The sequence below is a fragment of the Gemmobacter sp. genome, assembly GCF_016792925.1.
In the GTDB taxonomy this organism is placed as follows: domain Bacteria; phylum Pseudomonadota; class Alphaproteobacteria; order Rhodobacterales; family Rhodobacteraceae; genus Gemmobacter.
Genome location: NZ_JAEULU010000013.1, coordinates 1 through 24,976 on the forward strand (window position 1 = coordinate 1; position 24,976 = coordinate 24,976).

The window sequence follows — 24,976 nt, forward strand, 5'->3', positions numbered from 1 at the left end:
GTCTGCCCACGGTCTTTGGCGGCGCCATCGTGACCGAGCAGATCTTCAAGATCAACGGCATTGGCGCGGCACTGATCGGGGCGATCCATGTCTCCGACCTGCCGGTGATCCAGACCATCACCTTCATCTTCGCGGTGCTGATCGTGCTGTTCAACCTGATTGCCGACATTCTGTATGGCATCCTCGACCCGCGGATCCGCTATGACTGATACGACGACCACCGTGAAGATCGAACGCCCGCGCAGCCAATGGCGCGATGTCTGGGATCAGTTCCGCCACCACAAGGGCGCCATGGTGGCACTGGTGCTGCTCGGGCTGATTGCGGCCTTCGTGTTCATCGGCCCGCTGCTGTGGCGGATCGACCCGAACTTCATCGAAAGCGATCCGGTCAAGATGATCCGGCTGCGCAACAAGGGCCCGACCTGGGATCACCCGCTGGGCACCGACCAGCTGGGCCGCGACATGCTGGCCCGGCTGATGTTCGGCGGCAAGATCTCGCTGGCCGTGGCCACCGTGGCCATGCTGGTGGCCATCTTCATCGGCACCACCGTGGGCGTGCTGGCCGGTTATTTCCGCCGCGTGGACGGGCTGTTGATGCGGCTGACCGACATGTTCCTGGCACTGCCGCTGTTGCCCCTGCTGCTGGTCATGATGTTCCTGTTCCGCGACGCGGCGGCAGCGGTGCTGGGGCCCAGCCTTGGCACCTTCCTGCTGATCGTGCTGGCGATCGGCGTCACAAGCTGGATGCACGCCGCCCGCATCGTGCGCGGCGAGGTGCTGGCGTTGAAAGAGCGCGAATTCGTGCTGGCCGCGCGCTCCATCGGCACGCCGTCGCTGCGCATCATCCTGCGCCACATCCTGCCCAATGTGCTGTCGCCCGTGCTGGTGGCCGCCACGCTGGGCATCGCCTCGGCCATCATCACCGAAAGCGTGCTGAGCTTCCTCGGCCTCGGCTTCCCGCCAGATTTCCCGACCTGGGGCCGCCTGCTGTTCGATGGCGTGGATGCCATGCGCACCTATCCCGACCGCGTGGTCTGGCCCGGCGTCGCCATCTCGCTGACAGTGCTGTGTGTGAACTATATCGGTGACGGGCTGCGCGATGCGCTCGACCCGCGTGTGCGCGGGCGGTGAGGTCGCAGGGGGGGCTTCGCGCCCCCCGGCTCTTTCAGAGCCTCCCCCGCGGGATATTTTCAGACATAAAAAGCGCAGAGCCGTTCTTTTGCTTTTTCTGTTCACAAATATCCTCGGGGGGAGCGCGCATCGCGCGCGTGGGGGGCAGACAGCCCCCCTGCCCGGCCAAAGGCTCAGTGCATCGCCTGTTTGATGCGGCGCACCATCAGCCAGACCCCGGCGATCACCGGCAAAACCAGGGTCGCGGTGAGCATTTCCTTGGAAAGCCCAACCGCCTTGCCCAGCGGATAGGCCGCATAGGCGGCGAGGCTGACCGCATAATAGCTGATCGCCACCACCGAAAGCCCCTCGACGGTATGTTGCAGGCGCAGGGCCAGATCGGCGCGGCGGTCCATGCTTTCCAGCAGGCGCTGGTTCTGCGCGCTGCGCTCCACATCCACGCGGGTGCGCAGCAGCTCGGCGGCGCGGGCAGCGCGTTCGGTCATGGCTTTCAGCCGGGCCTCGGTGGATTTCACCGTGCGCATCGCCGGGTCGAACCGGCGCATCATGAATTCGCCAAAGGTCTGGCGGCCGTCGATCCGCTCCTCGCGCATCACGCTGACCCGCTGGTTCACGATGGCCTCATAGGCCGCCGTGGCGCCAAAGCGGAAGGTGAAGCGGGCCGAAAGCGCCTCCAGCTCGGCGGAGATGTCGAGCAGGTCTTCCAGCAGCGCCTCGGGCGAGCGGTCGCGGGTATCCAGCGCCGCCACAAGGGCCGAAAGCCTCGGGTCCAGCGCGTTCAGCCGGGTGGAGAGGTCGCGGGCGCGGCTGAGGCCCAGCATGGCTGTGGCGCGATAGGTTTCCACCTCGCAGAGCCGCTGCACGATGCGACCGATGCGCCGCTCGCCCACGCCTTCGCGGACGAAGACCGCAAAGCGCATATGGCCACCGGCATCAATGCGGAAATCCCCGGCGATGATCGCCGCACCGTCCACCACCTCGGACAGCGCGAGGCTTTCGGCCACGAACCACTCATCCAGCCGCGCCAGGGCTTCGGCGCGGGTCGCGGGCATTTGCTCCACCCGGATCAGCACGGAGACAAGCCGCTTGCCCGGGGCCTGCGCCACCCAATCTGCCGGGAACACCTCGGCCTCGAACGGGTCAAAGGGCCGGGCGGAAAGGCCGGGGGTGAAGGCGGAATAGGTCACGAACTCGGTATGGCTCTCCCATTTCAGCTCGGCCCGCCCGATGGGGCCGGAGAAATGGGTGGCCCCCGGCTGGGGATGGGCCGAGCCGTGCCGGTCCAGCAGGTTCAGCAGATGCGCCCGGTCGGCGCCCCGGTCGCGGTTATGCGCCGAGACGGGCTCCTTGATGGCGACATAGGCCGCCATGCAGGGCGCGCGCAGCACCGGAAAGGGGCGGGCATGCAGTTCATTGACCAGCGCATAGCGCAGGGGGTGGTCGGGCAGGTGGTCGTTGGGCATCAGTCTTGTTCCGGCTCTTTCGGGCGAGACTAGCGGGCTGTGCCCGGATTGCCCCTTAGAAATCAGGGCATTGCGCGTATACAAGGGAATACTTGCTTTTGTGCAACAAAAGCAAAGGCCCCGGTCTCCCGGGGCCTTGCAGGCTTTCCACACGATTTTTCGACGAAAAATCGGACGGGTTCACTCGATCATGGGCAGCAGTGCGTCGAGGCTTTTCTTGGCGTCGCCATAGAACATGCGGGTGTTTTCCTTGTAGAACAGGGGGTTCTCGATGCCGGAATAGCCGGTGCCCTGGCCGCGTTTCGACACGAAGACCTGTTTGGCCTTCCAGCATTCCAGCACCGGCATGCCGGCGATGGGGCTGTTGGGGTCTTCCTGCGCGGCCGGGTTCACGATGTCATTCGAGCCGATGACGATGGCGACATCCGTTTCGGGGAAGTCCTCGTTGATCTCGTCCATCTCCAGCACGATGTCGTAAGGCACCTTGGCCTCGGCCAGCAGCACGTTCATGTGCCCCGGCAGGCGGCCCGCCACCGGGTGAATGGCGAAGCGCACCTTCTTGCCCTTGGCGCGCAGCTTGCGGGTCAGTTCGCTGACCGATTGCTGCGCCTGTGCCACCGCCATGCCGTAACCCGGGATGATGATGACGCTGTCGGCATCGTTCAGCGCCGCCGCCACGCCTTCGGCGTCGATGGCGATCTGCTCGCCGGTCACTTCCATCGCCGGGCCGGTGGTGCCGCCGAAGCCGCCAAGGATCACCGACACGAAGCTGCGGTTCATCGCCTTGCACATGATATAGCTGAGGATCGCCCCCGAGCTGCCCACCAGCGCGCCGGTGACGATCAAGAGGTCATTGCCCAGGCTGAAGCCGATGGCCGAGGCCGCCCAGCCGGAATAGCTGTTCAGCATCGAGACCACCACCGGCATATCGGCGCCGCCGATGCCCATGATCAGGTGATAGCCGATGAACAGCGCAAACAGCGTCATCAAGAGCAGCGCCCACATGCCCGCGCCATTCATATACAGCACCAGCAGCAGCAGCGAGGCCGCCGCCGCCACCGCATTCAGCGCATGCCCGCCCGGCAGTTTCTTGGCCTTGCCATCCACCTTGCCCGCCAGCTTGCCAAAGGCAATGACCGAGCCGGTGAAGGTCACCGCGCCGATGAAGACGCCGAGGAAGGTTTCCACCTTCAGGATCGCCACTTCGGTCAGGGTCTTGTGGGCGACGATGGCGGCAAAGCCGGTCAGGGTTGCGTAATCGGGCGGCAGGCTGCCGGTGGCGTCATGCACCTCGATGATCGGCCAGACCTGGCCCAGCACGATATGGGTGTTGATGCCGATGAAGACGGCCGCCAGGCCCACAAAGCTGTGCAGCGCCGCCACCAGCTGCGGCATTGAGGTCATCTCGACCGTCTTGGCCAGATACCAGCCCAGAACCGAGCCCGCCACGATGGCTATGCCGATCAGCGGGTAATAGCCCACGCCCTCGCCCAGCACGGTGGCAAACACGGCCATCGCCATGCCCGCAATGCCATACCAGACCGCGCGCTTGGCGCTTTCCTGCCCGGACAAGCCGCCAAGGCAGAGGATGAACAGAATGGCTGCGGCGATATAAGCCGCGGAAATCAGTGCGTAATCCATGTGATCCGCCCCCCCTTACGACTTCTGGAACATGGCGAGCATGCGCCGTGTCACAAGGAAGCCGCCGACGATGTTGATGCTGGCGATCAGGATCGACAGGGTCGACAGCACCACGATCACAAGGCCCCCGAGCCCGGTGCCGCCCGCGCCGATCTGCAACAGCGAGCCGAGGATGATGATCCCCGACACCGCATTGGTCACCGCCATCAGCGGCGTGTGCAGCGAATGCGACACGTTCCAGATCACCTGGAAGCCGACAAAGCAGGCCAGCACGAAGACCACGAAATGCGCCATGAACGAGGCCGGCGCGACCGACCCCACCAGCAGCAGCAGTGCCGTGCCGATGGCCAGCAGCCCGACCTGTTGGGTGGTCTGCTTGCGGAAGGCGGCGACCTCCTGCGCGCGGCGCTCCTCCGGGGTCAGCTCACGCGCCTTTTCCTTCGGCTTTTGCGCGGCAATGGCCTGCACCTTGGGCGGCGGCGGCGGATAGGTGATCGCGCTGTCCTTGGTGACCGTGGCCCCCCGGATCACGTCATCTTCCATGTTGTGATCAATCACGCCGTCTTTCTTCGGCGTCAGATCGGTCAGCATATGGCGGATATTGGTGGCATAGAGCGTCGAGGCCTGGGCCGCCATCCGGCTGGGGAAATCGGTGTAACCCACGATGGTCACACCATTTTCCGTGACGATCTTCTGATCCGGCACCGTCAGGTCGCAATTGCCGCCGCGTTCGGCCGCAAGGTCCACGATGACCGAGCCGGGCTTCATCATCTGAACCATGTCCTCGGTCCACAGCTTCGGCGCGGGCCGACCGGGGATCAGGGCGGTGGTGATGACGATATCGACCTCGGGCGCGAGTTCGCGGAATTTCTTCAGCTGCGCTTCGCGGAATTCCGGGCTGGAGGGGGCGGCATAACCGCCCGTGGCAGCACCGTCCGTCTGGTTCTCGGCGAAATCGAGATAGACGAATTCGGCGCCCATGCTCTCGATCTGCTCGGCCACTTCGGGCCGCACATCGAAAGCCAGCGTGATGGCGCCAAGGCTGGTCGAGGTGCCGATGGCCGCCAGACCGGCCACGCCCGCCCCCACGATCAGCACCTTCGCCGGCGGCACCTTGCCCGCAGCGGTCACCTGGCCGGTGAAGAAGCGGCCGAAGTTGTTCCCGGCCTCGATCACCGCGCGATAACCCGCGATGTTCGCCATCGAGGACAGCGCGTCCATCTTCTGCGCCCGGCTGATGCGCGGCACCATGTCCATGGCGACCACGGTGGCGCCCCGCTCCCGGGCCTGCTCCAGCAGCTCGGCATTCTGGGCGGGCCAGAAAAAGCTGATCAGCGTCTGGCCCTGGCGCAGCTGCGCCACTTCCGAAGGCTCCGGCCCGCGGACCTTCACCACAACATCCGCCGCCGCAAACACCGCCGCCGCATCAGCCAAAACCTCGACGCCCGCCTGCGCATAGGCCGCATCCGAAAACCCGGCCTTCGCACCAGCCCCGCTTTCCACAACACAACTGTGCCCAAGCTTCCCCAGCTGCACTGCCGAATCCGGCGTCAATGCCACCCGGTTCTCACCCTCGAATATCTCTCTCGGTGCCCCGATTTTCACGGTGTCCCTCCCGTTCTGAGGCGCCTTGCGGCGCAGCCTTCCCCGACTCGTTCCCCGAGCGCGCAAGATTGTTTACTTGTCGCGCAAGAAAATTACAAAACCTTGTTTTCACAAGATGCGAAATTGCCGTGACGTTTTGCTGCACCGCAGAGACAGATTTGCCGATTCTCTCCGGGCAGGCAGGTCAAAGCGCTTTGCGCCCCTGCTTGCCCGACAAAAACGGCTCATCCAGCTTCCCTTGCGTCACAATCGCCCCGGTTCCTCCGATCCGGCAGGCATCTTCGCCGGGATTTGCAACTTTGCAATGCCCGATGCCCGCTTTTCTGCCCCGCCACTGCATTCGCTTTCGCCCTTGGCATCCGGCGCGGCGCCTGTTCCAATGCGGCCCAGGCAGGCCCCGGCATTCGTTCAGGCAGGCCCGCAGCCCGGAGGAGAGTTTGATGACCACCGATTTCGCCGCCACCCGCGCGCTGTTCGATCTGCCCGAGGGGGTGATCTATCTTGACGGCAATTCGCTGGGGCCGCTGCCCCGCGCCGCCGCCGCCCGCGTCGCCCGCACCGTGACCGAGGAATGGGGGCAGATGCTGATCACCGGCTGGAACAAGGCCGGCTGGATGGAGCTGCCCAGCCGTCTGGGCAACCGCGTGGGGCGGCTGATCGGGGCCGAGCCGGGCGCGGTGGTGCTGGGCGACACGCTGTCGATCAAGGTCTATCAGGCGCTGGCCTCCAGTTTCGAGATGAACCCGGCGCGCAAGGTGGTGCTGTCGGATCGCGGCAACTTTCCCTCTGATCTTTACATCGCGCAGGGGCTCTGCCGCACGCTGGGGCCGGAGTATCAGCTGAAGACCGTGGCGCCCGAGGAGGTGCTGGGCGCGCTGGACGAAACCGTGGCGGTGATGATGATCACCGAGGTCGATTATCGCACCGGGCGGCGGCATGACATGGCGGCGCTGACCGCGCGGGCGCATGAGGTCGGCGCGCTGACGATCTGGGATCTGGCGCATTCGGCGGGCGCGCTGCCGGTCGAGGTCGCCCGGGGCGGCGCCGATTTCGCGGTGGGTTGCACCTATAAATACCTCAATTCCGGCCCCGGCGGCCCGGCCTTCATCTATGTGGCCCCCCGCCATGCCGAGGTCGCCCGCCCCGCCTTGTCGGGCTGGCTGGGCCATGAGGCGCCCTTTGCCTTCGACCTCGACTATCGCCCCGGCGCGGGGGTGGAGCGGATGCGTGTCGGCACCCCGCCGGTGATTCAGCTGGCGGCGCTGGAGGCCTCGCTCGACATCTGGGATCAGGTCGAGATGGCGGACATCCGTGTGGCCTCGCTGGCGCTGACCGACCGGTTCATCGCGGGCGTCGAGGCCACCTGCCCCAGCCTGACCCTCGCCACACCGCGCGACCATGCGGCGCGCGGCTCGCAGGTCAGCTTCCGCCACGCCGAGGGCTATGCCATCATGCAGGCGCTGATCGCACGCGGGGTTGTGGGTGATTTCCGCGCCCCCGACATCCTGCGCTTTGGCTTCACCCCCCTGTTCATCAACGGCGAGGATGTGGACAAGGCCGCGGCCATCATCGCCGAGGTGATGGCAGGCGATCTTTGGGACCGCCCCGAATACAAAACCCGGGCCCGCGTGACCTGATGCCAGCCGACTACCCGATTTTTCGTCGAAAAATCGTTACAGGATCTTTCGTCGAAAGATCCTGCCCGCCGCTGTGCCGCCCTTCGGGCTGGGCCTGCCTGTGGCGCCGCATCGGCAATCTTTCCGTGTTGAACCGGCGGGTTGCGGCCTGATCCGCCGCCCAACTGTCAACCGGAGAGAAACAATGACCACCACTTACACCCCCGCCACCGATGGGGCGCAAATGTCCTTTGACGGGCGCATGTCCTATGGCGACTACCTTCAGATCGACCGCATCCTGGGCGCGCAGACCCCGCTGACCGACGCCCATGACGAGATGCTGTTCATCATCCAGCATCAGACTTCGGAACTGTGGATGCGCCTTGCCCTGCACGAGATGGATGCTGCGCGCATCGCCCTGGCCGCCGACCGCCCGCGGGAGGCCTTCAAGATGCTGGCGCGGATTGCGCGCATCTTTGAACAGCTCAACAGTGCCTGGGACGTGCTGCGCACCATGACCCCGGCCGATTACACCACCTTCCGTGACGGCCTGGGCCAAAGCTCGGGTTTTCAGTCCTGGCAATATCGGCTGATCGAATTTGCCGTGGGAAACCGGAACCTTGCACTGCTGGCGCCCCATGCGCACCGCCCCGACCTCATCGCGCTGCTGGAGGCCGAACTGGCCCGGCCCTCGCTATATGACGAGGCGCTGCGCTGGCTTGCCCGGCGCGGCATGGCGGTGCCCGCCGATGTGCTGACCCGCGACCTGCGCAGCGCCTGGACTGTGCATGAGGGGGTGCAGGCGGTCTGGGCCGAGGTTTATCGCGACCCGCTGACCCATTGGGAGGCCTATGAGCTGGCCGAGAAACTGGTGGATTTCGAGGATTACTTCCGCCGCTGGCGTTTCAACCACGTGACCACCGTGGAACGGGTCATCGGGTTCAAGCGCGGCACCGGCGGCACTTCGGGCATTCATTACCTCAAGCGCATGCTGGAGGTGCAGTTGTTTCCGGAATTGTGGCAGTTGCGCACAATTCTTTGATTTTTGCGCGGTGGACCGCAAGCGCCCTCTCGGCTATCCCGGGAATCAGTATATGGGAACGCAGATTGATGCGGACCGCTACAGGATTCGCCAGGAGACGTTTGAAATGCTGCGCAATGTGATGGCCCTCATGCTGGGCAGCGTGCTGGTTGGCACGCTGTCTGCCTGCGTGCCGACCGACCCCAAAGCCACCGCGACCCCGGCCGAACCCGCCGCCCCGGCTGCGCCGGTTGTCAAGCAACCCGTGCCCGAGGATTTCGTGAATGCCTATGCCGCCCGTCAGGATGGCAGCTTCACCGTGCCCGCCGTGCCCGAGGAGAAAATTCCGCCGCAATTCAAGCGGCAGGAGGTGGCCTTTGCCTCGACCGATCCGGTCGGCACCATCATCATTGACCCGGCTCAAAAGACGCTGCATCTGGTCACCGCCCCCGGCAAGGCCATGCGCTATGGCATCGCCGTGGGCAAGGACGGCTTCCAATGGGCGGGCGAGGCGCTGATCACCAATCGCCGCCACTGGCCGACCTGGACGCCGCCCAAGGAAATGATCGCCCGCAAGCCCGAGCTTGAGAAATGGAAGGATGGCCAGCCCGGCGGTCCGACCAATCCGTTGGGCGCCCGTGCGCTGTATCTGACCACCAATGGCGTGGATTACGGCTTCCGCATCCATGGCACGCCGGAATGGAACTCGATCGGGCGCAATGCCTCCTCGGGCTGTTTCCGCATGATCAACCAGGATGTGATGGACCTTTACGACCGCGTGCCGAATGGCGTGAAGGTTGTGGTGCTGAATGCCGACGGCTCGCGCCCGACCGCGCTGAAACTGCCGCCGCCGCAGCCGGTGAAAAAGGCCAAGCCGAAGGCGACGCCGAAACCCGCAGCAGCAAAACCGGCTGCCACCAACGCGCCCGCGCCCGGCTTCCCGACGATGACCGCCCCGGCGCTGACGCCGCCGAATCTCGGCGCCCCGGTGGGCAGCCCGGCAGCGGTGGCGCCGGTGCCAGTGATGACCCCGGCCCCGGTCGCCCCGGCGCCCGTGACGCCTGCTCCGGCGGCTCCGGCCCCTGTGGTTCCGGCCCCTGTGGTTCCGGCGGCACCCGCCGTCACGCCCGCAGCCCCGGCTGTGGTGACCCCGGCTCCGGCCCCCGCCCCTGTCCCGGCAACCCCGGCGCCCGTCTGCGTGCCGACCCCGGAAAAGGCCTGCCCCTGATCATCAGAGCGGCACCAGATACAAAGCAAAGGCGGCCCATCGGGCCGCCTTTTTCTTTGCGCACCGGGCCTTGATGGCCCGCCTGACCAGTTTACCGGCATGCCCCTCAGTCGCGGCAAGCCGCGCCGCCCCAATGGCGGCAAGCCGCGCCGAAAGCCTCGAACAAGGGGCGCGACACCGGGTCGCCCGCCGCATTCCATTCCGGGTGCCATTGCACCGACAGCGTGAAGCCCGGCGCGTCCTGCACGAGGATCGCTTCGGGTGTGCCATCCGGCGCCCAGCCCTCGATCACGATGCGCGCGCCGGGGCGGTTGATGCCCTGACCGTGCAGCGAATTGGTCACCACCTCCTCGGCGCCCATCAGCCGGGCAAAGCGGCCACCGGGGGTGAAGCGCACCGGATGGCGCAGCGCGAATTTCTCCTCCAGAGAGCCATCGGGCGGCATGCGATGGTTCATCCGCCCCGGCAGATCGCGGATTTCCGGGTGCAGCGAGCCGCCCATGGCGACATTCACCTCCTGAAAGCCCCGGCAAATGCCGAAGAAGGGTTGGCCACGCTCCACACAGGCGCGGATCAGCGGCAGGGTGATCGCATCGCGGCCGCGATCAAAGGCGCCATGGGCCGGGGTCTCGGCCTCGCCATATTCGCTGGGATGCACATTCGGGCGCCCGCCGGTCAGCAGAAAGCCGTCGCAGAGCGCCAAAAGCTCAGGTACCTGCACCAGACGCGGATCAGAGGGGATGATCACCGGCACGCATCCCGCGACGCCCGCCACCGCCTCGGAGGTCATCTGCCCCCCGGCATGCACCGGATAGGTGTCACCGATCACGCCGGTATTGCCGATAATGCCCACCACGGGCCGCCGAGAAACCGCTGTCATTGCCGCCTCCGTTCCGGGCTGCCTCCGCTCTGGCCTCAACCTAGCCTGACCGATGGGGCGATTGAAGGGGACAGACCGCTTTCCTTTTGTGCGCTGCCGCAGAACCCCTGCGCGGCCCCGATTTTTCGACGAAAAATCGCGCCTCTCCTCACGGCGGTTTGACTTGCCTTCCCCTTGGGGGAATCTTGCAGCCTGAGGTCAAATCACAGGAGGCCCATGATGATCCGATTTGCCCTTGCTCTGGCCACGGCCCTTGCCGCCGCTCCGGCCCTGGCCGAAACCGCCCCCGACGCGCATGCAGGCCATGCCATGCCGGGGGCTGCGGCAGCGGCCAGCCCCTCGACCGCCGCCTATCAGGCGGCCAATGATGCCATGCATGCAGGCATGGCGATTCCTTTCACCGGCGATGCCGATGTGGATTTCATCGCAGGCATGATCCCGCACCATCAGGGCGCGGTGGCGATGGCGCGAATCGTGCTGGAACATGGCAAAGACCCGGAGGTCCGCGCCTTGGCCGAAAAGGTGATCGCCGCGCAGGAGGCCGAGATCAGCTGGATGCAGGACTGGCTAGCGAAGCACCGCCAGTGATCGCCTTGCGGTAAAACAGCCGGTCGAACCCGTCTTGCTGGCGGCGTTCGACCAGCTGGAAGCCCAGCCGGTCATAAAGCCGCTGCGCGCCGGTCATGGCCGCATTGGTATAAAGCGTCACGGCCCGCAACCCGCTGGCCCGCGCCAGCGCTTCGGCATGACCCTCCAGCGCGGCGCCAAGCCCCTGCCCCTGCGCTTCGGGCGCGACGGCCAGGATGTCCAGCTCCAGCTCCTCGCCTTGGGCAAAGCAGACCATGAGCGCGGTGACAGCCGCGCCCGTGCCCAAGCCCGCACCCGTGCCCTCGCCCGCACCCGCCACCCAAAGCTGCCCGGCCGCCTGGGCCGCCGCCAGATCGGCGCGCATGGGGGCAGGCTTCTGGCCGATCACCGCAATGAACGGCGTGAAGGCCGCGCGCAGCACGGCCTCGGCGGCGGCAACATCGTGAACCTCGGCCCGCCAGATCATGCGGCACCTGCCACAAAGCGGGCGACGGCGCCCGCCGCCGCCTCCAGCGCGCCGGCGCCATGCGGGATCTCCAGCGCCTGCATGCCGGCCTCCATCACCGCGAGGGCGCCCAATGTCATATGGGCGTTCACATGGCCCATATGCGCCACGCGCAAAAAGGCGTCGCCCGCCGGATCGCCGGGCCCGGTCATGCCCAGCCCGATGCCCAGCGTGACCCCGGCCTTTGCCTCGGTCCAGTGGCGCAGCCGGGTGGCATTGGGCGCGGGCCCGATCCGCGCCGCCGTCACCGCATGGCTGCGATGCGCCGGATCGGCGACATTCAGCGCAATCTCGGGATGCCCCGCCCCCCAGGCGTCAAACGCCGCCCAGACCGCCCGCGCCAATGCGCCATGCCGCGCCCAGACCGCCTCCAGCCCTTCCTCGAAGATCATGTCGAGGCTTTCGCGCAGCCCGAACAGGTGATGCGTCGGCGCGGTGCCGAACCAATGCTGCCAGAACTCGGTCGCGGAAAACCGGCTGTCCCAATCCCAATAGGGCGTGCGCAGATCGCTGCCCCGGCACTGCGTCACAGCCCGGTCGGAGACCCACAGGAAGCCAAGCCCCGGCGGCACCATCAGCCCTTTCTGGCTGGCCCCCACGATCAGATCGACGCCCCAGTCATCCATCCGCATCTCGTCGCAGCCCATCGAGGCCACGCCATCCACCGCCAGAAGCGCCGGATGGCCCAGCGTGTCCAGCAGGGCGCGCAGGGCCGGAATGTCGTTCTTCACCCCGCTGGAAGTATCGACATGGCTGACCAGCAGCGCCTTGATCCCATGCGCCCTGTCGGCGCGCAGCGCTGCCTCCACCCGGTTGAGGTCAACCGGCACCGACTTTCCAAAATCCAACATTTCCACCTGAACGCCCAGCGGTTTCAGGCTTTCCGACCACCCAAGACCGAACTTTCCGGTGGATAGCAGCAAGGCCCTGTCGCCGCGCGAGAACAGGTTGGAATTGGCCGCCTCCCAGGCGCCATGACCATTGGCGAGCCAGATGCCGACATGGCCCGAACACCCCGCCAGCCGCTTGAGATCGGGCCAAAGCCCGGCCACCATCTCGGGCAAGGGGCCATCATAGATGTTCGGCGCCGCCCGGTGCATCGCCGCCAGCACCCGGTCCGGCATGACCGAGGGGCCGGGAATGGCAAGATAGGGGCGACCATGGGCAAGCGGCATAACGGCAATCTCCTGTGCGATGGCCGGAGGCTACGCCCGGCCCTGCGCGAGGTCCAGCCCCCGAAACCGGCCGCGTGTGGCCGCTGTCGCCGGGGGGCTGTCTGCCCCCCACGGCCCTTGCGGGCCGCCCCCCGAGGATATTTTTGAACAGAAAAAGCAGAAGAAGTGCGCTGGCGGGAGCGCGGCTTGCTGCCCCCCGCGTGCCGCGCTATGCCTGTCGGGGTCACATGACCCGGAGCCTGCCCGTGCCCAAAGCCCCCACCGATCCGCGCTATACCTCGCGCCGCCTGTTTGCGCGGTTGTGGAGTGGCTATCTGCGGCCGCATCGGTTGCCGATGGCGGGGGCCTTCGGGCTGATGGTGATCGAAGGCTCGACGCTGGGCGCCCTGTCCTGGCTGCTGGAGCCGCTGTTCGACAAGGTGTTCGCCCCCGGTGGCAGCGCCGCCCTGCCCTTGGTGGGGGCGGCGATTTTTGGCCTGTTCCTGATCCGCGCCATCACCTCGGTCGCCTCCAAGACCTTGCTCACCTCGATCGCGCAGCGCTCGTCGACGGCGATGCAGGTCGATCTGCTGGCGCATGTGCTGACACTGGAAACCCGGTTTTTTCAGGAAAACCCGCCCGGCGCGCTGATGGAGCGGGTGGTGGGCGACACGGCGGCGGTGCAGGGGGTCTGGACCTCGCTGATCACCGGGGTCGGGCGGGACATGATCGCGCTGGTCTCGCTGTTTGCGGTGGCGCTGTCGATTGATGTGCATTGGACGCTGGCAGCCCTGGTGGGCGCGCCGCTGCTGGTGGCGCCTGCCGTGCTGATCCAGCGCTATATCCGCCGCAAGACCTTGCAGATGCGCCACAAGGCGGGCCTGCGCACCACCCGGCTGGACGAGATCTTTCACGGGATTCAGGCGATCAAGCTGAACCGGATGGAGGCCTATCAGACCGACCGTTTCCGCCGCATCGTGGGCGAGATCGTGCGCGCGGAGGTCCGCACCGTGACCGGCCGCGCCACCATCCCGGCGCTGATCGACGTGATCACCGGCATCGGCTTTTTCACCGTGCTGATGCTGGGCGGGCGCGAGATCGCCGAGGGCAGCCGCACGACCGGCGAGTTCATGGCCTTTTTCACCGCCATGGCGCTGACCTTCCAGCCGATCCGCCGCCTGGGCGATCAGGCGGGCATCTGGCAGATCGCCTCTGCCTCGCTGGAGCGCATCTTCCGCCTGTTCGACACCGCCCCGCCGCCGCGCCTGCTGGCCGGTTCGGCGAAGGTGGCGCCCGGCGCCCCGGCCATCGTGCTGGAGGATGTGCATTTCGCCTATGACAGCCTGCCGGTGCTGAACGGCTTGAGCTTCACCGCCGAGGCGGGCCAGATGACCGCGCTGGTCGGCGCGTCGGGGGCGGGCAAATCGACGGTCTTCCAGTTGCTGACCGGGATGGTGGAGCCCTCTGCGGGCAAGATCACCCTGGGCGGCGTGCCGATTGAGGCGCTGTCTTTGCCCGATCTGCGCGGGCAATTCGCCAGCGTCTCGCAGGATGCCATGCTGTTCGACGAGACCCTGCGCGAGAATGTGACCCTGGGCCAAACTGTACAGGCCGATACACTTTCGGCGGCGCTGGATGCCGCCCATGTCAGCGATTTCCTGCGCCAGTTGCCCGCCGGGCTGGAGACGCCCGCCGGTCCGCGCGGCTCTGCCCTGTCGGGCGGGCAACGCCAGCGCATCGCCATTGCGCGGGCCCTGGTGGCGGGCGCGCCGGTCCTGCTGCTCGACGAGGCGACCTCGGCGCTGGATGCGGCCTCGGAGGCGGTGGTGGCCGAGGCGCTGAACCGGCTGGGCGCAGGGCGCACCACCCTGGTGATCGCGCACAGGCTGGCCACGGTGCGCGAGGCTGACAAGATCGTGGTGCTGGATCACGGTCGGGTCGTCGAACAGGGCACCCATGCGCAACTGCTTGAAATCGGCGGGCATTATGCCGATCTTTACCGTCTGCAATTCAAGGAATGACCATGCGCCGCCTTGTCACCCTTTCTGGCCCGGATGCCCTGCCCTTCCTGCAAGGCTTGGTGACGAATGATGTGCTGCGGCTGCGCGATCCGGGGATCGTCTATGCCGCGCTGCTGACGCCGCAGGGCAAATATCTGGCGGATTTCTTTGTGGTGAATAGCGGCGCAGAGCTGCTGCTTGATCTGGCAGAAGCGCAGGCCGATAGCGTGCTGAAACGGCTGAACATGTACAAGCTGCGCGCGCAGGTGCAGATCACTCCCTCTGCAAGCGCGGTCAGCCGTGGATTGGGGCCTGCGCCCGAGGGCGCCCTGCCCGATCCCCGGCATCCGGCGCTTGGCTGGCGCCACTATGGGGTGCCCGGCCCCGAGGCGGCAGTGGATTGGGACGCGATCCGCGTGGCCGAGCTGATCCCCGAAAGCGGTATCGAGCTGATCCCGGATGAAACCTATATTCTGGAAGCCGGGTTCGAGCGGCTGAACGGGGTCGATTTCCGCAAGGGCTGTTATGTCGGGCAAGAGGTGACCGCCCGGATGAAGCACAAGACCGAGGCTCGCAAGGGCTTGGTCCGCTTGCAGATTTCCGGGCAGGCCCCGGTGGGCAGCCCCATCCTGATGGCCGACGGGCGCGAGGCCGGCACGCTGTTCACCCAATCGGGTGGCATGGCGCTGGCCCATATGCGCTTTGACCGGATGGAGGGGGTGCTGACGGCGGGCGCCGCAACCCTGCGCCGGGCCTGATCGCCCGCAATTTTTCGTCGAAAAATTGCCTGCGGCACCGGGGCCGAAGCGATTTTGCGGTGATTGTCAACGGATCGCGCGAAAGTGAACCGTCCTGAAATGCGGCAAATTCTTGGTAAAACCTTGATCGGTCGAAAGCGTCCCCTATATGTCGTTGGCTGCCGCGCCTTGACCAGACTAAATACGGTAGAGCTTTCAGCAAGTGATGCGCAAAACGCATAGCAACTATGCAAAAGCCGGAATACCGAATCGTCGTGAAAAGGTCATATTCCGCGAGCGCCGGAACACGAAGAGCAAGAACAGGAAGACGAAATGGCCGATTTCATCGACAGCACCGCGTTCAACTACGAGCAGGGCCAACGCGCCCGCAAGCTGTTTGCCGCTGTCGTTCTGGCTGCGCTGGATGATGCCATCGCGGATGACAAGAAATACGGCAATGGTCCTGATCAGATCGCCCGCTGGGCGCGTTCGCGCGATGGCCGCGAAGTGTTGTCTTGCGCCGGGATCGACCCGAACGAGCGCGTGGTGAAGGGGCTGATGGAATTCGTTTCCAAGGGCGTGCGCACCTCGGTTGCGCTGTCGCGCGAGGAAAGCGAGCGCCGCCATGCCGCCGAAATGGAAGCCGAAGCGGCCTGATCCGGCAGGGCACAGTCTAATGAAAAGCGCGCCGCCCTGGCGCGTTTTTGCGTTTCAGTTCAATGGATTAACCGGCGATCTTCATGCGTTGTGTGAAGCCTGCCGCGCAGATCACGACAATTCGCGGCTGGCCAGCGCGCGGTTGATCTCGGCCCGAACCAGTTTGCGCACATTGCGCGTGATCCGCTCGCCCAGGGCGCCCTGCAGCTCCTCGCGGATGATGTCGCGCACGACTTCGCGCAGGGCCTCTTCGTCAAATTCCTCGGCATCCTGCGGCGCGAACAGATCGGCAGCGGCGGCCATGGCAGCCGCCGAATCCGCCGCCTCGATTTCCGCCAGCACGGCAGCCTCGGCCAGATCGGCCAGGGCCGAAACCGCCCCCTCCTGCCCCTCATCCCCGGCGTGAAACAGGTCGGCGGGGTCTTCCTCCCGCGCGGCGGGCTGGGCATCGGGCCAGGCGCCATCGCGCCATGCCTCCTCCAGCCGCGCCTCCTCGACCGAGGTCACTTCCAGAACCTCTGCCTCCTCGACAGCCTCCAGATCGACCTCGACAAGCTCCGGCTCCCATGTGGCGGCGGGCCAGCTTTCACCGGTCGGCTCCAGCTCGGCATCCCAGTCATCGCTGACCTGCGCACCGATCCGCGCCACCACCGCCCCGCGCCCGGCATCGTCCGAGGCGGGCACCTCGATGAACGGGGCCTCGGGGATGGGGTCGGCATCCAGCTCTGGCAGCGGGTCTTCGCTGGGCACCACGCGCAGGGCCGGGGTCAGCAGCAGCTTGCCCGGTTCGGGCACCGGCACCGGCGCCGCGACAGGCCGGGCCACGGCTTGCGGCGCGGCAGGTCTGGCCGCCGCTGCGCTGCCGGGGCGCAGATCTTCCGAAACCAGCCGCCGGATGGAGGACAACACATCCTCGATCTCCACAGAAGTCATGGGGTCAGTCATACCGGGGGCCTCGTCAACCATGCCGAAAGGACCGGAGTCACCCCGGAACCTCGTCACCTTTGTTGCCAGAGTAACGACAGCGCCCCCGCCGTGCAAGGCGGAGGCGCTGATCTGGTAAACAATTCCTGTGTCAGGGCAAGGCGTTGCCCGCCAAGCCCGCCCGTCAAGGTTGATCTGCGCTGGCGGTTTATTCCTTGCCAAGCGCCTTCAACACGCGGTCAAGGCTTTCGCCCTGAAAGCTGACCGTGGGCGCATCCTTGGCCAGGTTGTAATAGCCCGTCACATCATAGGTCGGGATGCCAAGGTTCAGATCCTTGACCGTCAACTGCCCCATCGAGGCCAGCACCTGATATACGTAAAAGTAGCGCTGCGCCTCGGATTGCACCTTGGCGGCGCGGGCATCCAGCACGTCCTGCTCGGCATCCAGCACCTCCAGCGTGGTGCGGGCGCCCAGCTTGGCTTCCTCGCGCAGGCCCTGGAAGGCGACCTGCGCCGCCTCGATCTGGCGGGCATTGGCCGAGATTTGCGCGGCAGAGACATCCAGCTGCGCCCAGGCCGTGCCGAGGTTCTGCTCCAGCAGCACGGCGGTCTGATGCAGCGAAGCGCGCTGCGCCTCGCGCTGCATCTGCGCCTGCCGCAGCTGTGACGACAGGCGGCCACCGGCATAAAGCGTCTGGCTCGCGGTCACGCCGATGCTCTGGCTGTCAAAGTCATTGCTGGCCCCGGCCCCGCCGCTCAGGCTTGCCGTGGCGCGCGCCGTGACGCTGGGCCGCATATTGGCATTGGCCAGTTCGATATTCAGATCGGCCACTTTCACCAGATGCTGCTGGCGGATCATGTCGGGATGGGTGCGGCGGGCCACGCTCAAGGCCGCCTCGACACTGCCGGGCAGGCGCGGTGCCTTGGGCAAGGCCGAGAGCTTGCCCGGATAGGCACCCACGGCGGCCTTGTAGCTTTCGCGCGCCACCCGCACATCGCCCTCGGCGGCGGCCAGCGCCGCGCGGGCTTCGGCCAGGGTCGCCTCGGCCAGCGAAACGTCGGTGCGCGTCACCTCGCCCACATCAAAGCGGTCCTGCGTCGCGCGCAATTCCTCGCCGATCACATTCACATAATTCTGGCGCAGGTTCAGGATTTCCAGCGAGAGGCGCACATTCACATAGGCCTGCACCGCCGTCAGCAACACGTCCTGTTCGACCCCGATCAGCGCGGCCCGCGTGGCCAGAACGCTTTCCTTCGCGATGTCGATCCCGGCGCGGGTGCGGCCGAAATCCAGCAGGGTCAGCTGCACCGCCAGATCAATCGTCGCCACTTCGCGGAAGCTGGTGGCACGGTTGAACACGATCTCGCCATCCACCAGCGACGGCGATGGCGCATCGGGCAAGGTGCGGGTCTTGTTGTAATTGGCCGCGAAAGTGATGACCGGGCGCAGGGCCGAAACCGCCTGTGCCACATCTTCATCCGCCGCCGCCAGCAGGGCGCGGTTTTGGTCCAGCAGGTGAGAGTTGCGATAGGCCGCCACCAGCGCATCGCCAAGGCTTTCGGCCCAGGCCGCCGACAGGGGGGTGGCAAATGTCAGCACCGCTGCGGCGACACCCGCCACAAGTTTCCGCTTCAACCCGATCATGCCCGGCTCCTGTTCTGCCTCGCCAGCCCCGTCTCGAGGTCAGGCCCGTCGGGCGTCACGGCGCCCGTTGTGATACGTTGGCCCGGTGCGGTTCCGTCGCATCGGGCCAAAAATTCTTACAATGCAAAAGCGCGATGGGTCGCAAAGCCCGGCAGCACCGGCGCCGAGGCGTTGAAGGCCTGCCGCCAGGTGACCACACCGTCAATCTTGTAGCCGATCCGGGCCACGCCAAGCGCGCCCTCCATGAAGATGGCGCCGATGCGCCCGCCCTCTTTCAGCTGGGCCAGAACGGCTTCGGGCACCTGTTCGGCAGCGCCTTGCAGCACGATCACGTCATAGGGGCCGGCCTTGGCCGCGCCCTCGGCCAGCTTGCCCGAGATCACGGCGGCATTGTCCACGCCCTGTTCCGACAACGTGGCCTGAGCCTCGGCGGCCAGGGCTGCATCTTCCTCGACCGCGACCACCGCCTCGGCCATGCGCGCGATCACCGCGGTCGAATAGCCCAGGCCGCAGCCCAGATCCAGCACCGCCTCGACGGGCTGGATGTCCAGCGCATCCAGCAGCTTGGCCAGCGTGCGCGGGTCCAGCACCACGCGGCCCGGCGCCAGCGCCACATGCTCGCCCACATAGGCGGCCTCGCGCTTGGCGCTTGGCACATAGGCCTCGCGCGGGATCGAGAGCATGGCGTCAATGATGGTGTATTTCGTCACGTCCGAGGGGCGGACCTGAGTATCGACCATCATGGTGCGGCGGGCGGCGAAATCGGTCATGCTGAACTCGTCAGTCTGGTTTCTGTCAAAAGTGTCATGCCACAGAAACCCCGCATGGGCAACCTTGGCTTCGCGCCTGCGGCATGGCCCGACGACAGTTCACGCGGCTGTGACATTGCCCCCTCGGCCAAGGCCCGGCGCCCTGCCCGGCCGGTTTCTGGCCGCCGCGCTGTCAGCTTAGGCTGAACCTAAGCAAAGCGGAAAAACCTCCTGCTTTCGCCCTAAGCCTGTTCGCGGCAGTCTGAACCTCTGGACCTGCACGCCAGAGCTTTGCCCGTTGACCTTGCCCCCCCATCCCGACACCCGCCGGAGGCCGCCATGACCCTGCATGACCCGATCAGCCCCGCCGCCGAATTGCACGCCAATGTGGCGGTGCCGTTTGAACAGGCCTTCGCCATGCCCAAATCGGTCTATACCTCCGAGGCCTTTCTGGCGCTGGAGCAAAAACACGTCTTCGCGCAGGACTGGATCTGCGCGGGCCGGGCCGAGGCGCTGGCCCAACCCGGCGATTACCTGACGCTGGAAATTGCGGGCGAGCCGGTCATCGTGCTGCGCGACCGCGACGGCCAGCTGCGCGCGATGTCGAATGTGTGCCGCCACCGGATGTCGACGCTGTTGCAGGGGCGTGGCTCGGTGCGGGCCATCACCTGCCCCTATCATGCCTGGACCTATAACCTTGACGGCAGCCTGCGCGGCGCGCCCGCGATGACGCTGAACGGCAGCTTCTGCAAGGAGGCGCTTGGCCTGCCGCAAATTCGCTGCGAGGTCTGGCAGGGCTGGATCATGGTGTCGCTGAACACCGATGCCCCCGCCCCCGTCGAAAGCCTGCGCGAGGTCACCGACCTCATCGCGCCCTTCGACATGACCCGCTACCGCGAAACCTATCGCGAGACCTTCCGCTGGGCGACCAACTGGAAGGTGCTGGCCGAGAATTTCATGGAAAGCTACCACCTGCCGATGTGCCATTCCGGCACCATCGGCGGCGCCTCGCGGCTGGAGGAAATGGTCTGCCCGGAAGGCGGCGCGGGCTTCAACTATCACTGGATCCTGAAGAACGACTCCGTGCCGCTGGCGCTGGCGCATCCCACGAACACCACGCTCACCGGCGATGACCGGCGCAAGACCTGGCTGCTGGCGATCTATCCCTCTCTGCTCATCACCGTGACGCCGGGTTACTTCTGGTATCTCTCGCTCACCCCCGACGGGCCGGGCCATGTGAATGTCCTCTATGGCGGCGGCATGTCGGAGGACTGGCTGGCCGATCCGGAGGCCGAGGCGCATCTGGCCTCCGTCCGCGCCCTGCTGGCGGATGTGAATGCCGAGGACAAGGGCTGCACCGAAAAGGTCTATCTCGGGCTTTGCGCGGGCATGGCGGTGCCCGGCCCGCTCAGCCATCTGGAGCGCCCGAATTTTGAGTTTGCCCAATACCTTGCCCGCCGCATCCCGGCCTGAGGCTTCTGACAAGGATACCGCAATGACGATCGAAAGAACCGAGGCCCTCGTGGTCGGCGCCGGTCAGGCCGGTGTTGCCATGAGCGAACACCTGACCCGCGCGGGCGTGCCGCATCTGGTGCTGGAACAGGGGCGCATCGCGGAGCGCTGGCGCTCCTGCCGCTGGGACAGCCTGGTGGCCAATGGCCCGGCCTGGCATGACCGCTTCCCGAACATGGAATTTCCGGGCGACCCGGAGGCCTTTGTCGGCAAGGAAGGCGTGGCCGATTACTTTGTGGCCTATGCTGATCGGTTTCAGGCCCCCATCCGCTGCGGCGTCTCGGTCACCTCGGTCACCCGGCGCGCGGGCGGCGGGTTCCGGGTGGAAACCTCGCAAGGCCCGGTCGAGGCGCAATATGTGATCGCGGCCACCGGCGCCTTTCAGGTGCCGGTGATCCCGGCGCTGGTGCCGGAAAGCGCGGGGCTGATGCAGCTGCACTCCAACAGCTATCGCAACCCCGATCAGCTGCCCGAAGGGGCGGTGCTGGTGGTGGGGGCTGGGTCTTCCGGCGCCCAGATCGCCGAAGAGCTGATGGAGGCCGGGCGCAAGGTCTATCTCTCGGTTGGGCCGCATGACCGCCCGCCGCGCCGCTACCGGGGCCGCGATTTCGTGTGGTGGCTGGGCGTCTTGAACCTGTGGGATGCCGATGCGCCGAAGGGGGCCGAACATACCACCATCGCCGTCAGCGGCGCCCATGGCGGCCAGACGGTCGATTTCCGCAAGCTGGCGGCGCGGGGCATGACATTGGTGGGCCGGACCGAAGGCTTCGAGGGCGGCGTGATGCGCTTTGCCCCCGATCTGGCCCGCAATATCGAGCGCGGCGACGCCAACCTGCTGGCGCTGCTGGACGAGGCCGATGCCTGGGCCGCGCGCAACGGGATCGACTTGCCGTAAGACCCCGAGGCCCGCACAATCCTGCCCGCGCCCGATTGCATAACAACACCGCTGGACAGCCTGAACCTGCGGAAGGCGGGCGTGACCTCGATCCTCTGGGCCACGGGGTTCACCCATGATTACGGCTGGCTGAAGGTGGATGCGCTGGATGCCAGCGGCAAACCCCGCCACCAGCGCGGCGTCTCGTCAGAGCCCGGCGTCTATTTCCTCGGCCTGCCCTACCAGTCGCGGCGCGGATCGTCCTTCATCTGGGGCGTCTGGCACGATGCGAAATTCGTGGCTGATCACATTGCCAAACAACGCCTCTACCTTGCCTATCGCGCGCCCGCTGCGGCGGAATGAGAAAGACCGAAAATGGAACACAAACGCTATCGCCCTTTCAACACCAAGGACACCTACCCCGAACAGCGGCTGGACAATGATCTGTGTCAGGCAGTGGCCACCCGCGGCGGCACGACGCTGTGGATGCGCGGCCAATGCCCGCAAGACCTTGATACGGCGGTGAATATCAAGGGCAACGACCCGGTCGAGCAGACCCATAAGGTGATGCAGAACATTCGCCAGCTGGTCGAGGAGGCCGGTGGCAAGATGGAGCATGTGGTGAAGCTGGTGGTGTATCTCACCGATGTGCGCCACCGCGAGGCGGTCTATCGCACCATGGGCGAATATATCAAAGGCGTGCATCCGGTCTGCACCGGCCTGACCGTGGTGGCGCTGGCCCGCCCCGAATGGCTGGTGGAGATCGACGCCACCGCCGTTATCCCCGATTGACCTGACAGGACCGGGGGTTTCACACCCCCGGACCCCCGTGGGATATTTTTGAACAGAAAATGGAAAAAAGGTGAGTTCATTTTCTGTTCAAAAATATCCTCGGGGGGATCTCCGCAGGAGATGGGGGGCAGACAGCCCCCCTCGCCCTTTCCGCAAAGGACCGCCGCATGACATTCTCGCTCGTCGCCCGCTGTGCCCGAACCGGGCGGTTCGGCATGGTGATTTCCTCCTCCTCTCCCGCCGTGGCGGCGCGTTGCGTGCATCTGCGCAGTGGCGTTGGCGCCGTGGCGAGCCAGAATGTCACCGATCCGGGTCTTGGGCCGCTGGTGCTGGAGGCGCTTGCGCGCGGGCTTTCGGCGGCAGAGGCCCTGGCTTCCGTGACCACGGGCCGCGCCCATATCGACTATCGGCAATTGCTGGTGGTGGATCGAACGGGCGGCGTTGCCATCCATTCCGGGCGGCAGGTCTTGGGTCTTTGGGCCGAGGCGCGGGGCGTGGATTGCGCGGCGGGGGGCAATCTCTTGGCCGATACCGGCGTGCCCGCCGCCATGGTGGCGGCCTTCGAGGGCGCGGCGGGTGATCTGGGCGACCGGCTGATGGCCGCCTTGCAAGCCGGATTGCTGGCGGGCGGCGAGGCCGGGCCGGTGCATTCAGCGGGGATGCAGATCATGGGCGCGCGGCCCTGGCCCGAGGCCGATCTGCGCTGCGACTGGACCGAGGCCTGCCCCATCGCCGCCGTCTCGGCGGCCTGGGCTGTCTACAAGCCGCAACTGCCCGCTTATCTGCAACGGGCCGATGACCCGACAAAAGCCCCCTCTTATGGCGTTCCCGGAGACGAATGATGTTCACCCATGCCGAATGGAAAGCCCGCGCCGCCGCCCTGCGCCTGCGCAACCAGATCTGGCTGGAGGGCCGCTTCCAGCCCGCCGCCTCGGGCGCGCGGTTCGAGACCCTCAACCCCGCCACCGGCGGGGTGCTGACCGATGTGGCGCGTGGCGGGGCCGAGGATATTGACCGCGCCGTCGCCTCGGCCCGCCGCGCCTTCGAGGATGGCCGCTGGAGCCGCCAGACGCCGGGCCAGCGCAAGGAGGTGCTGTTGCGCCTCGCCGCCCTCATCCGCGACAACGTGCCGGAACTGGCGCTGCTCGACAGCCTCGACATGGGCAAGCTGGTGCAGGACGCCGCCACCATCGACGCGCCCGGCTCGGCCCATTTCTTTCAATGGCATGCCGAGGCCATCGACAAGCTTTATGACGAGATTGCCCCCACGGGCGGGCGCGATCTGGCCATGGTGCGCCGGGTGCCTTTGGGGGTGATCGGGGCTGTGGTGCCGTGGAACTTCCCGCTGGATATGGCGACTTGGAAGCTGGCCCCGGCATTGGCCATGGGCAATTCGGTGGTGCTGAAACCGGCCGAGCAATCGCCGCTTTCGGCGCTGCGGCTGGCGGAACTGGCCGCCGAGGCCGGTTTGCCGGATGGGGTGCTGAATGTGGTGCCGGGCTTGGGCGAGGAGGCAGGCCAGGCGCTTGGCCGCCACCCGGATGTGGATTGCCTTGTCTTCACCGGCTCCACCACCGTGGGCAAGCTGTTCCAGCGCTATGCCGGCGACAGCAACATGAAGCAGGTCTGGCTGGAAACCGGGGGCAAAAGCCCCAACCTGATCTTCCCCGATGCCGATCTGGATCAAGCCGCCGATATGGCCGCCTTTGGCATCTTCTTCAATCAGGGCGAGGTCTGTTCGGCCAATTCCCGCATGCTGGTTCACGCATCCATTGCCGAAGACATGATTGCCCGCATGGTCGCGCGGGCGCAGGCGATGCAGCCGGGTGATCCGCTGGACCCGGCCTCGAAAATGGGCGCGCTGGTGGATGAGAAACACGCCGAAAGCGTGATGCGCTTCATCGCCTCGGGGCGGCAACAGGCCCGGCTGGTGGCGGGGGGCGAGCGTGTGACGGTGAATGGCGCAGGCGCCTTCGTGCAGCCGACCATCTTTGCCGATGTGCCCCCCGAGGCCCGGATCGCCCGCGAGGAAATCTTTGGCCCGGTGCTGGCGATCCAGAGTTTCGAGACCGAGGCGGAGGCCATCGCCATGGCGAATGATTCCCCCTATGGCCTGGCCGCTTCGGTCTGGACCCGCGACCTCGGCCGCGCCATGGCGGTCTCGGACCGGCTGTTCGCCGGCACGGTATCGGTGAATACGGTCGATGCGCTGTCGGCCATGACGCCCTTTGGCGGCATGAAGCAATCAGGCTTC

The 24,976-nt window shown here is 66.3% G+C and carries 22 protein-coding genes and 1 pseudogene; 14 read left to right on the top strand and 9 right to left on the bottom strand.

What is annotated here, in order from left to right; genetic code table 11:
* Both JNN06_RS00455 and JNN06_RS00460 read left to right on the top strand, forming a co-directional pair.
* Positions 1 to 209: ABC transporter permease subunit (locus JNN06_RS00455; RefSeq protein WP_291237632.1), on the top strand; the 209-nt coding region annotated here is incomplete at its 5' end.
* Entirely contained in the window at positions 202 to 1,131 is a 930-nt protein-coding gene (locus JNN06_RS00460) for an ABC transporter permease (protein WP_291237633.1), read from the top strand. The genes JNN06_RS00455 and JNN06_RS00460, both read left to right, overlap by 8 nt.
* A gap of 173 nt (positions 1,132 to 1,304) precedes the next feature.
* Here JNN06_RS00460 and JNN06_RS00465 read toward each other — a convergent pair whose 3' ends face one another.
* From JNN06_RS00465 to JNN06_RS00475, 3 genes are all read right to left on the bottom strand, one after another.
* Positions 1,305 to 2,594 (bottom strand): DUF3422 family protein, encoded by a 1,290-nt coding sequence (locus JNN06_RS00465; RefSeq protein ID WP_291237634.1) that lies wholly within the window; start codon positions 2,592 to 2,594, stop codon positions 1,305 to 1,307.
* Between the two features lie 180 nt (positions 2,595 to 2,774).
* The gene (locus JNN06_RS00470) at positions 2,775 to 4,235 is read right to left on the bottom strand and encodes an NAD(P)(+) transhydrogenase (Re/Si-specific) subunit beta (protein WP_291237635.1); all 1,461 of its coding nucleotides are present in this window, start codon (positions 4,233 to 4,235) and stop codon (positions 2,775 to 2,777) included.
* 15 nt (positions 4,236 to 4,250) lie between these two features.
* A complete protein-coding gene (locus tag JNN06_RS00475; protein WP_291237636.1) occupies positions 4,251 to 5,840 on the bottom strand; it encodes a Re/Si-specific NAD(P)(+) transhydrogenase subunit alpha in 1,590 nt (529 codons plus the stop codon).
* A 440-nt stretch (positions 5,841 to 6,280) separates the two neighbouring features.
* Between JNN06_RS00475 and kynU the strand changes: the two genes are divergently transcribed.
* The 3 genes from kynU to JNN06_RS00490 all read left to right on the top strand — a co-directional run bounded on the left by kynU (position 6,281) and on the right by JNN06_RS00490 (position 9,705).
* Entirely contained in the window at positions 6,281 to 7,477 is a 1,197-nt protein-coding gene (gene kynU, locus JNN06_RS00480) for a kynureninase (RefSeq protein WP_291237637.1), read from the top strand.
* Positions 7,478 to 7,661: 184 nt separating this feature from the next.
* Positions 7,662 to 8,498: a tryptophan 2,3-dioxygenase gene (gene kynA / locus JNN06_RS00485; protein ID WP_291237638.1), complete on the top strand. Its 837-nt coding sequence runs from the start codon at positions 7,662 to 7,664 to the stop codon at positions 8,496 to 8,498.
* A gap of 106 nt (positions 8,499 to 8,604) precedes the next feature.
* The gene (locus tag JNN06_RS00490; protein WP_291237639.1) at positions 8,605 to 9,705 is read left to right on the top strand and encodes a L,D-transpeptidase; all 1,101 of its coding nucleotides are present in this window, start codon (positions 8,605 to 8,607) and stop codon (positions 9,703 to 9,705) included.
* A 106-nt stretch (positions 9,706 to 9,811) separates the two neighbouring features.
* Here the strand turns inward: JNN06_RS00490 and JNN06_RS00495 are convergent, their stop codons facing one another.
* Positions 9,812 to 10,585, bottom strand: a complete 774-nt coding sequence (locus tag JNN06_RS00495; RefSeq protein ID WP_291237640.1) for a gamma-glutamyl-gamma-aminobutyrate hydrolase family protein — start codon at positions 10,583 to 10,585, stop codon at positions 9,812 to 9,814.
* 216 nt (positions 10,586 to 10,801) lie between these two features.
* Here JNN06_RS00495 and JNN06_RS00500 point away from each other — a divergent pair, with 216 nt between their 5' ends.
* A complete protein-coding gene (locus tag JNN06_RS00500) occupies positions 10,802 to 11,173 on the top strand; it encodes a DUF305 domain-containing protein (RefSeq protein ID WP_291237641.1) in 372 nt (123 codons plus the stop codon).
* On the opposite strand, the gene JNN06_RS00505 is transcribed toward JNN06_RS00500, so the two are convergent.
* Together JNN06_RS00505 and JNN06_RS00510 are read right to left on the bottom strand one after the other, a co-directional pair.
* On the bottom strand, positions 11,133 to 11,639 hold the full coding sequence (locus JNN06_RS00505; protein ID WP_291237642.1) for a GNAT family N-acetyltransferase: 507 nt from the start codon (positions 11,637 to 11,639) through the stop codon (positions 11,133 to 11,135). The two genes, JNN06_RS00500 and JNN06_RS00505, sit on opposite strands and share 41 nt — an antisense overlap.
* The gene (locus tag JNN06_RS00510) at positions 11,636 to 12,853 is read right to left on the bottom strand and encodes an aminotransferase class V-fold PLP-dependent enzyme (RefSeq protein WP_291237643.1); all 1,218 of its coding nucleotides are present in this window, start codon (positions 12,851 to 12,853) and stop codon (positions 11,636 to 11,638) included. The genes JNN06_RS00505 and JNN06_RS00510 overlap by 4 nt, the downstream gene beginning before the upstream one ends.
* Before the next feature lie 245 nt (positions 12,854 to 13,098).
* On the opposite strand from JNN06_RS00510, the gene JNN06_RS00515 reads away from it, so the two are divergent.
* The 3 genes from JNN06_RS00515 (at position 13,099) to JNN06_RS00525 (ending at position 16,226) form a co-directional block, all read left to right on the top strand.
* Positions 13,099 to 14,853: an ABC transporter ATP-binding protein gene (locus JNN06_RS00515; protein ID WP_291237644.1), complete on the top strand. Its 1,755-nt coding sequence runs from the start codon at positions 13,099 to 13,101 to the stop codon at positions 14,851 to 14,853.
* 2 nt (positions 14,854 to 14,855) lie between these two features.
* The gene (locus tag JNN06_RS00520; protein ID WP_291237645.1) at positions 14,856 to 15,590 is read left to right on the top strand and encodes a folate-binding protein; all 735 of its coding nucleotides are present in this window, start codon (positions 14,856 to 14,858) and stop codon (positions 15,588 to 15,590) included.
* Between the two features lie 312 nt (positions 15,591 to 15,902).
* Positions 15,903 to 16,226: a DUF6280 family protein gene (locus JNN06_RS00525; protein ID WP_291237646.1), complete on the top strand. Its 324-nt coding sequence runs from the start codon at positions 15,903 to 15,905 to the stop codon at positions 16,224 to 16,226.
* Positions 16,227 to 16,337: 111 nt separating this feature from the next.
* On the opposite strand, the gene JNN06_RS00530 is transcribed toward JNN06_RS00525, so the two are convergent.
* From JNN06_RS00530 to JNN06_RS00540, 3 genes are all read right to left on the bottom strand, one after another.
* Positions 16,338 to 17,171 (bottom strand): hypothetical protein, encoded by an 834-nt coding sequence (locus JNN06_RS00530; protein ID WP_291237647.1) that lies wholly within the window; start codon positions 17,169 to 17,171, stop codon positions 16,338 to 16,340.
* A gap of 187 nt (positions 17,172 to 17,358) precedes the next feature.
* Positions 17,359 to 18,795, bottom strand: coding sequence for a TolC family outer membrane protein (locus tag JNN06_RS00535; RefSeq protein ID WP_291237648.1), 1,437 nt, complete (start codon positions 18,793 to 18,795; stop codon positions 17,359 to 17,361).
* Positions 18,796 to 18,911: 116 nt separating this feature from the next.
* Entirely contained in the window at positions 18,912 to 19,565 is a 654-nt protein-coding gene (locus tag JNN06_RS00540) for a methyltransferase domain-containing protein (protein ID WP_291237649.1), read from the bottom strand.
* A gap of 318 nt (positions 19,566 to 19,883) precedes the next feature.
* Here JNN06_RS00540 and JNN06_RS00545 point away from each other — a divergent pair, with 318 nt between their 5' ends.
* The 5 genes and pseudogenes from JNN06_RS00545 to JNN06_RS00565 all read left to right on the top strand — a co-directional run.
* The gene (locus JNN06_RS00545; RefSeq protein ID WP_291237650.1) at positions 19,884 to 21,017 is read left to right on the top strand and encodes an SRPBCC family protein; all 1,134 of its coding nucleotides are present in this window, start codon (positions 19,884 to 19,886) and stop codon (positions 21,015 to 21,017) included.
* A gap of 22 nt (positions 21,018 to 21,039) precedes the next feature.
* Positions 21,040 to 22,293 (top strand): annotated as a pseudogene (locus JNN06_RS00550) (NAD(P)/FAD-dependent oxidoreductase).
* Positions 22,294 to 22,305: 12 nt separating this feature from the next.
* Positions 22,306 to 22,722 carry a RidA family protein gene (locus JNN06_RS00555; protein WP_291237651.1) on the top strand — a complete coding sequence of 139 codons (417 nt, stop codon included), beginning with the start codon at positions 22,306 to 22,308 and terminating at the stop codon, positions 22,720 to 22,722.
* 167 nt (positions 22,723 to 22,889) lie between these two features.
* A complete protein-coding gene (locus JNN06_RS00560) occupies positions 22,890 to 23,564 on the top strand; it encodes a DUF1028 domain-containing protein (protein WP_291237652.1) in 675 nt (224 codons plus the stop codon).
* The coding region (locus JNN06_RS00565; protein ID WP_366812278.1) for an aldehyde dehydrogenase at positions 23,561 to 24,976 on the top strand (1,416 nt) is incomplete at its 3' end. The genes JNN06_RS00560 and JNN06_RS00565, both read left to right, overlap by 4 nt.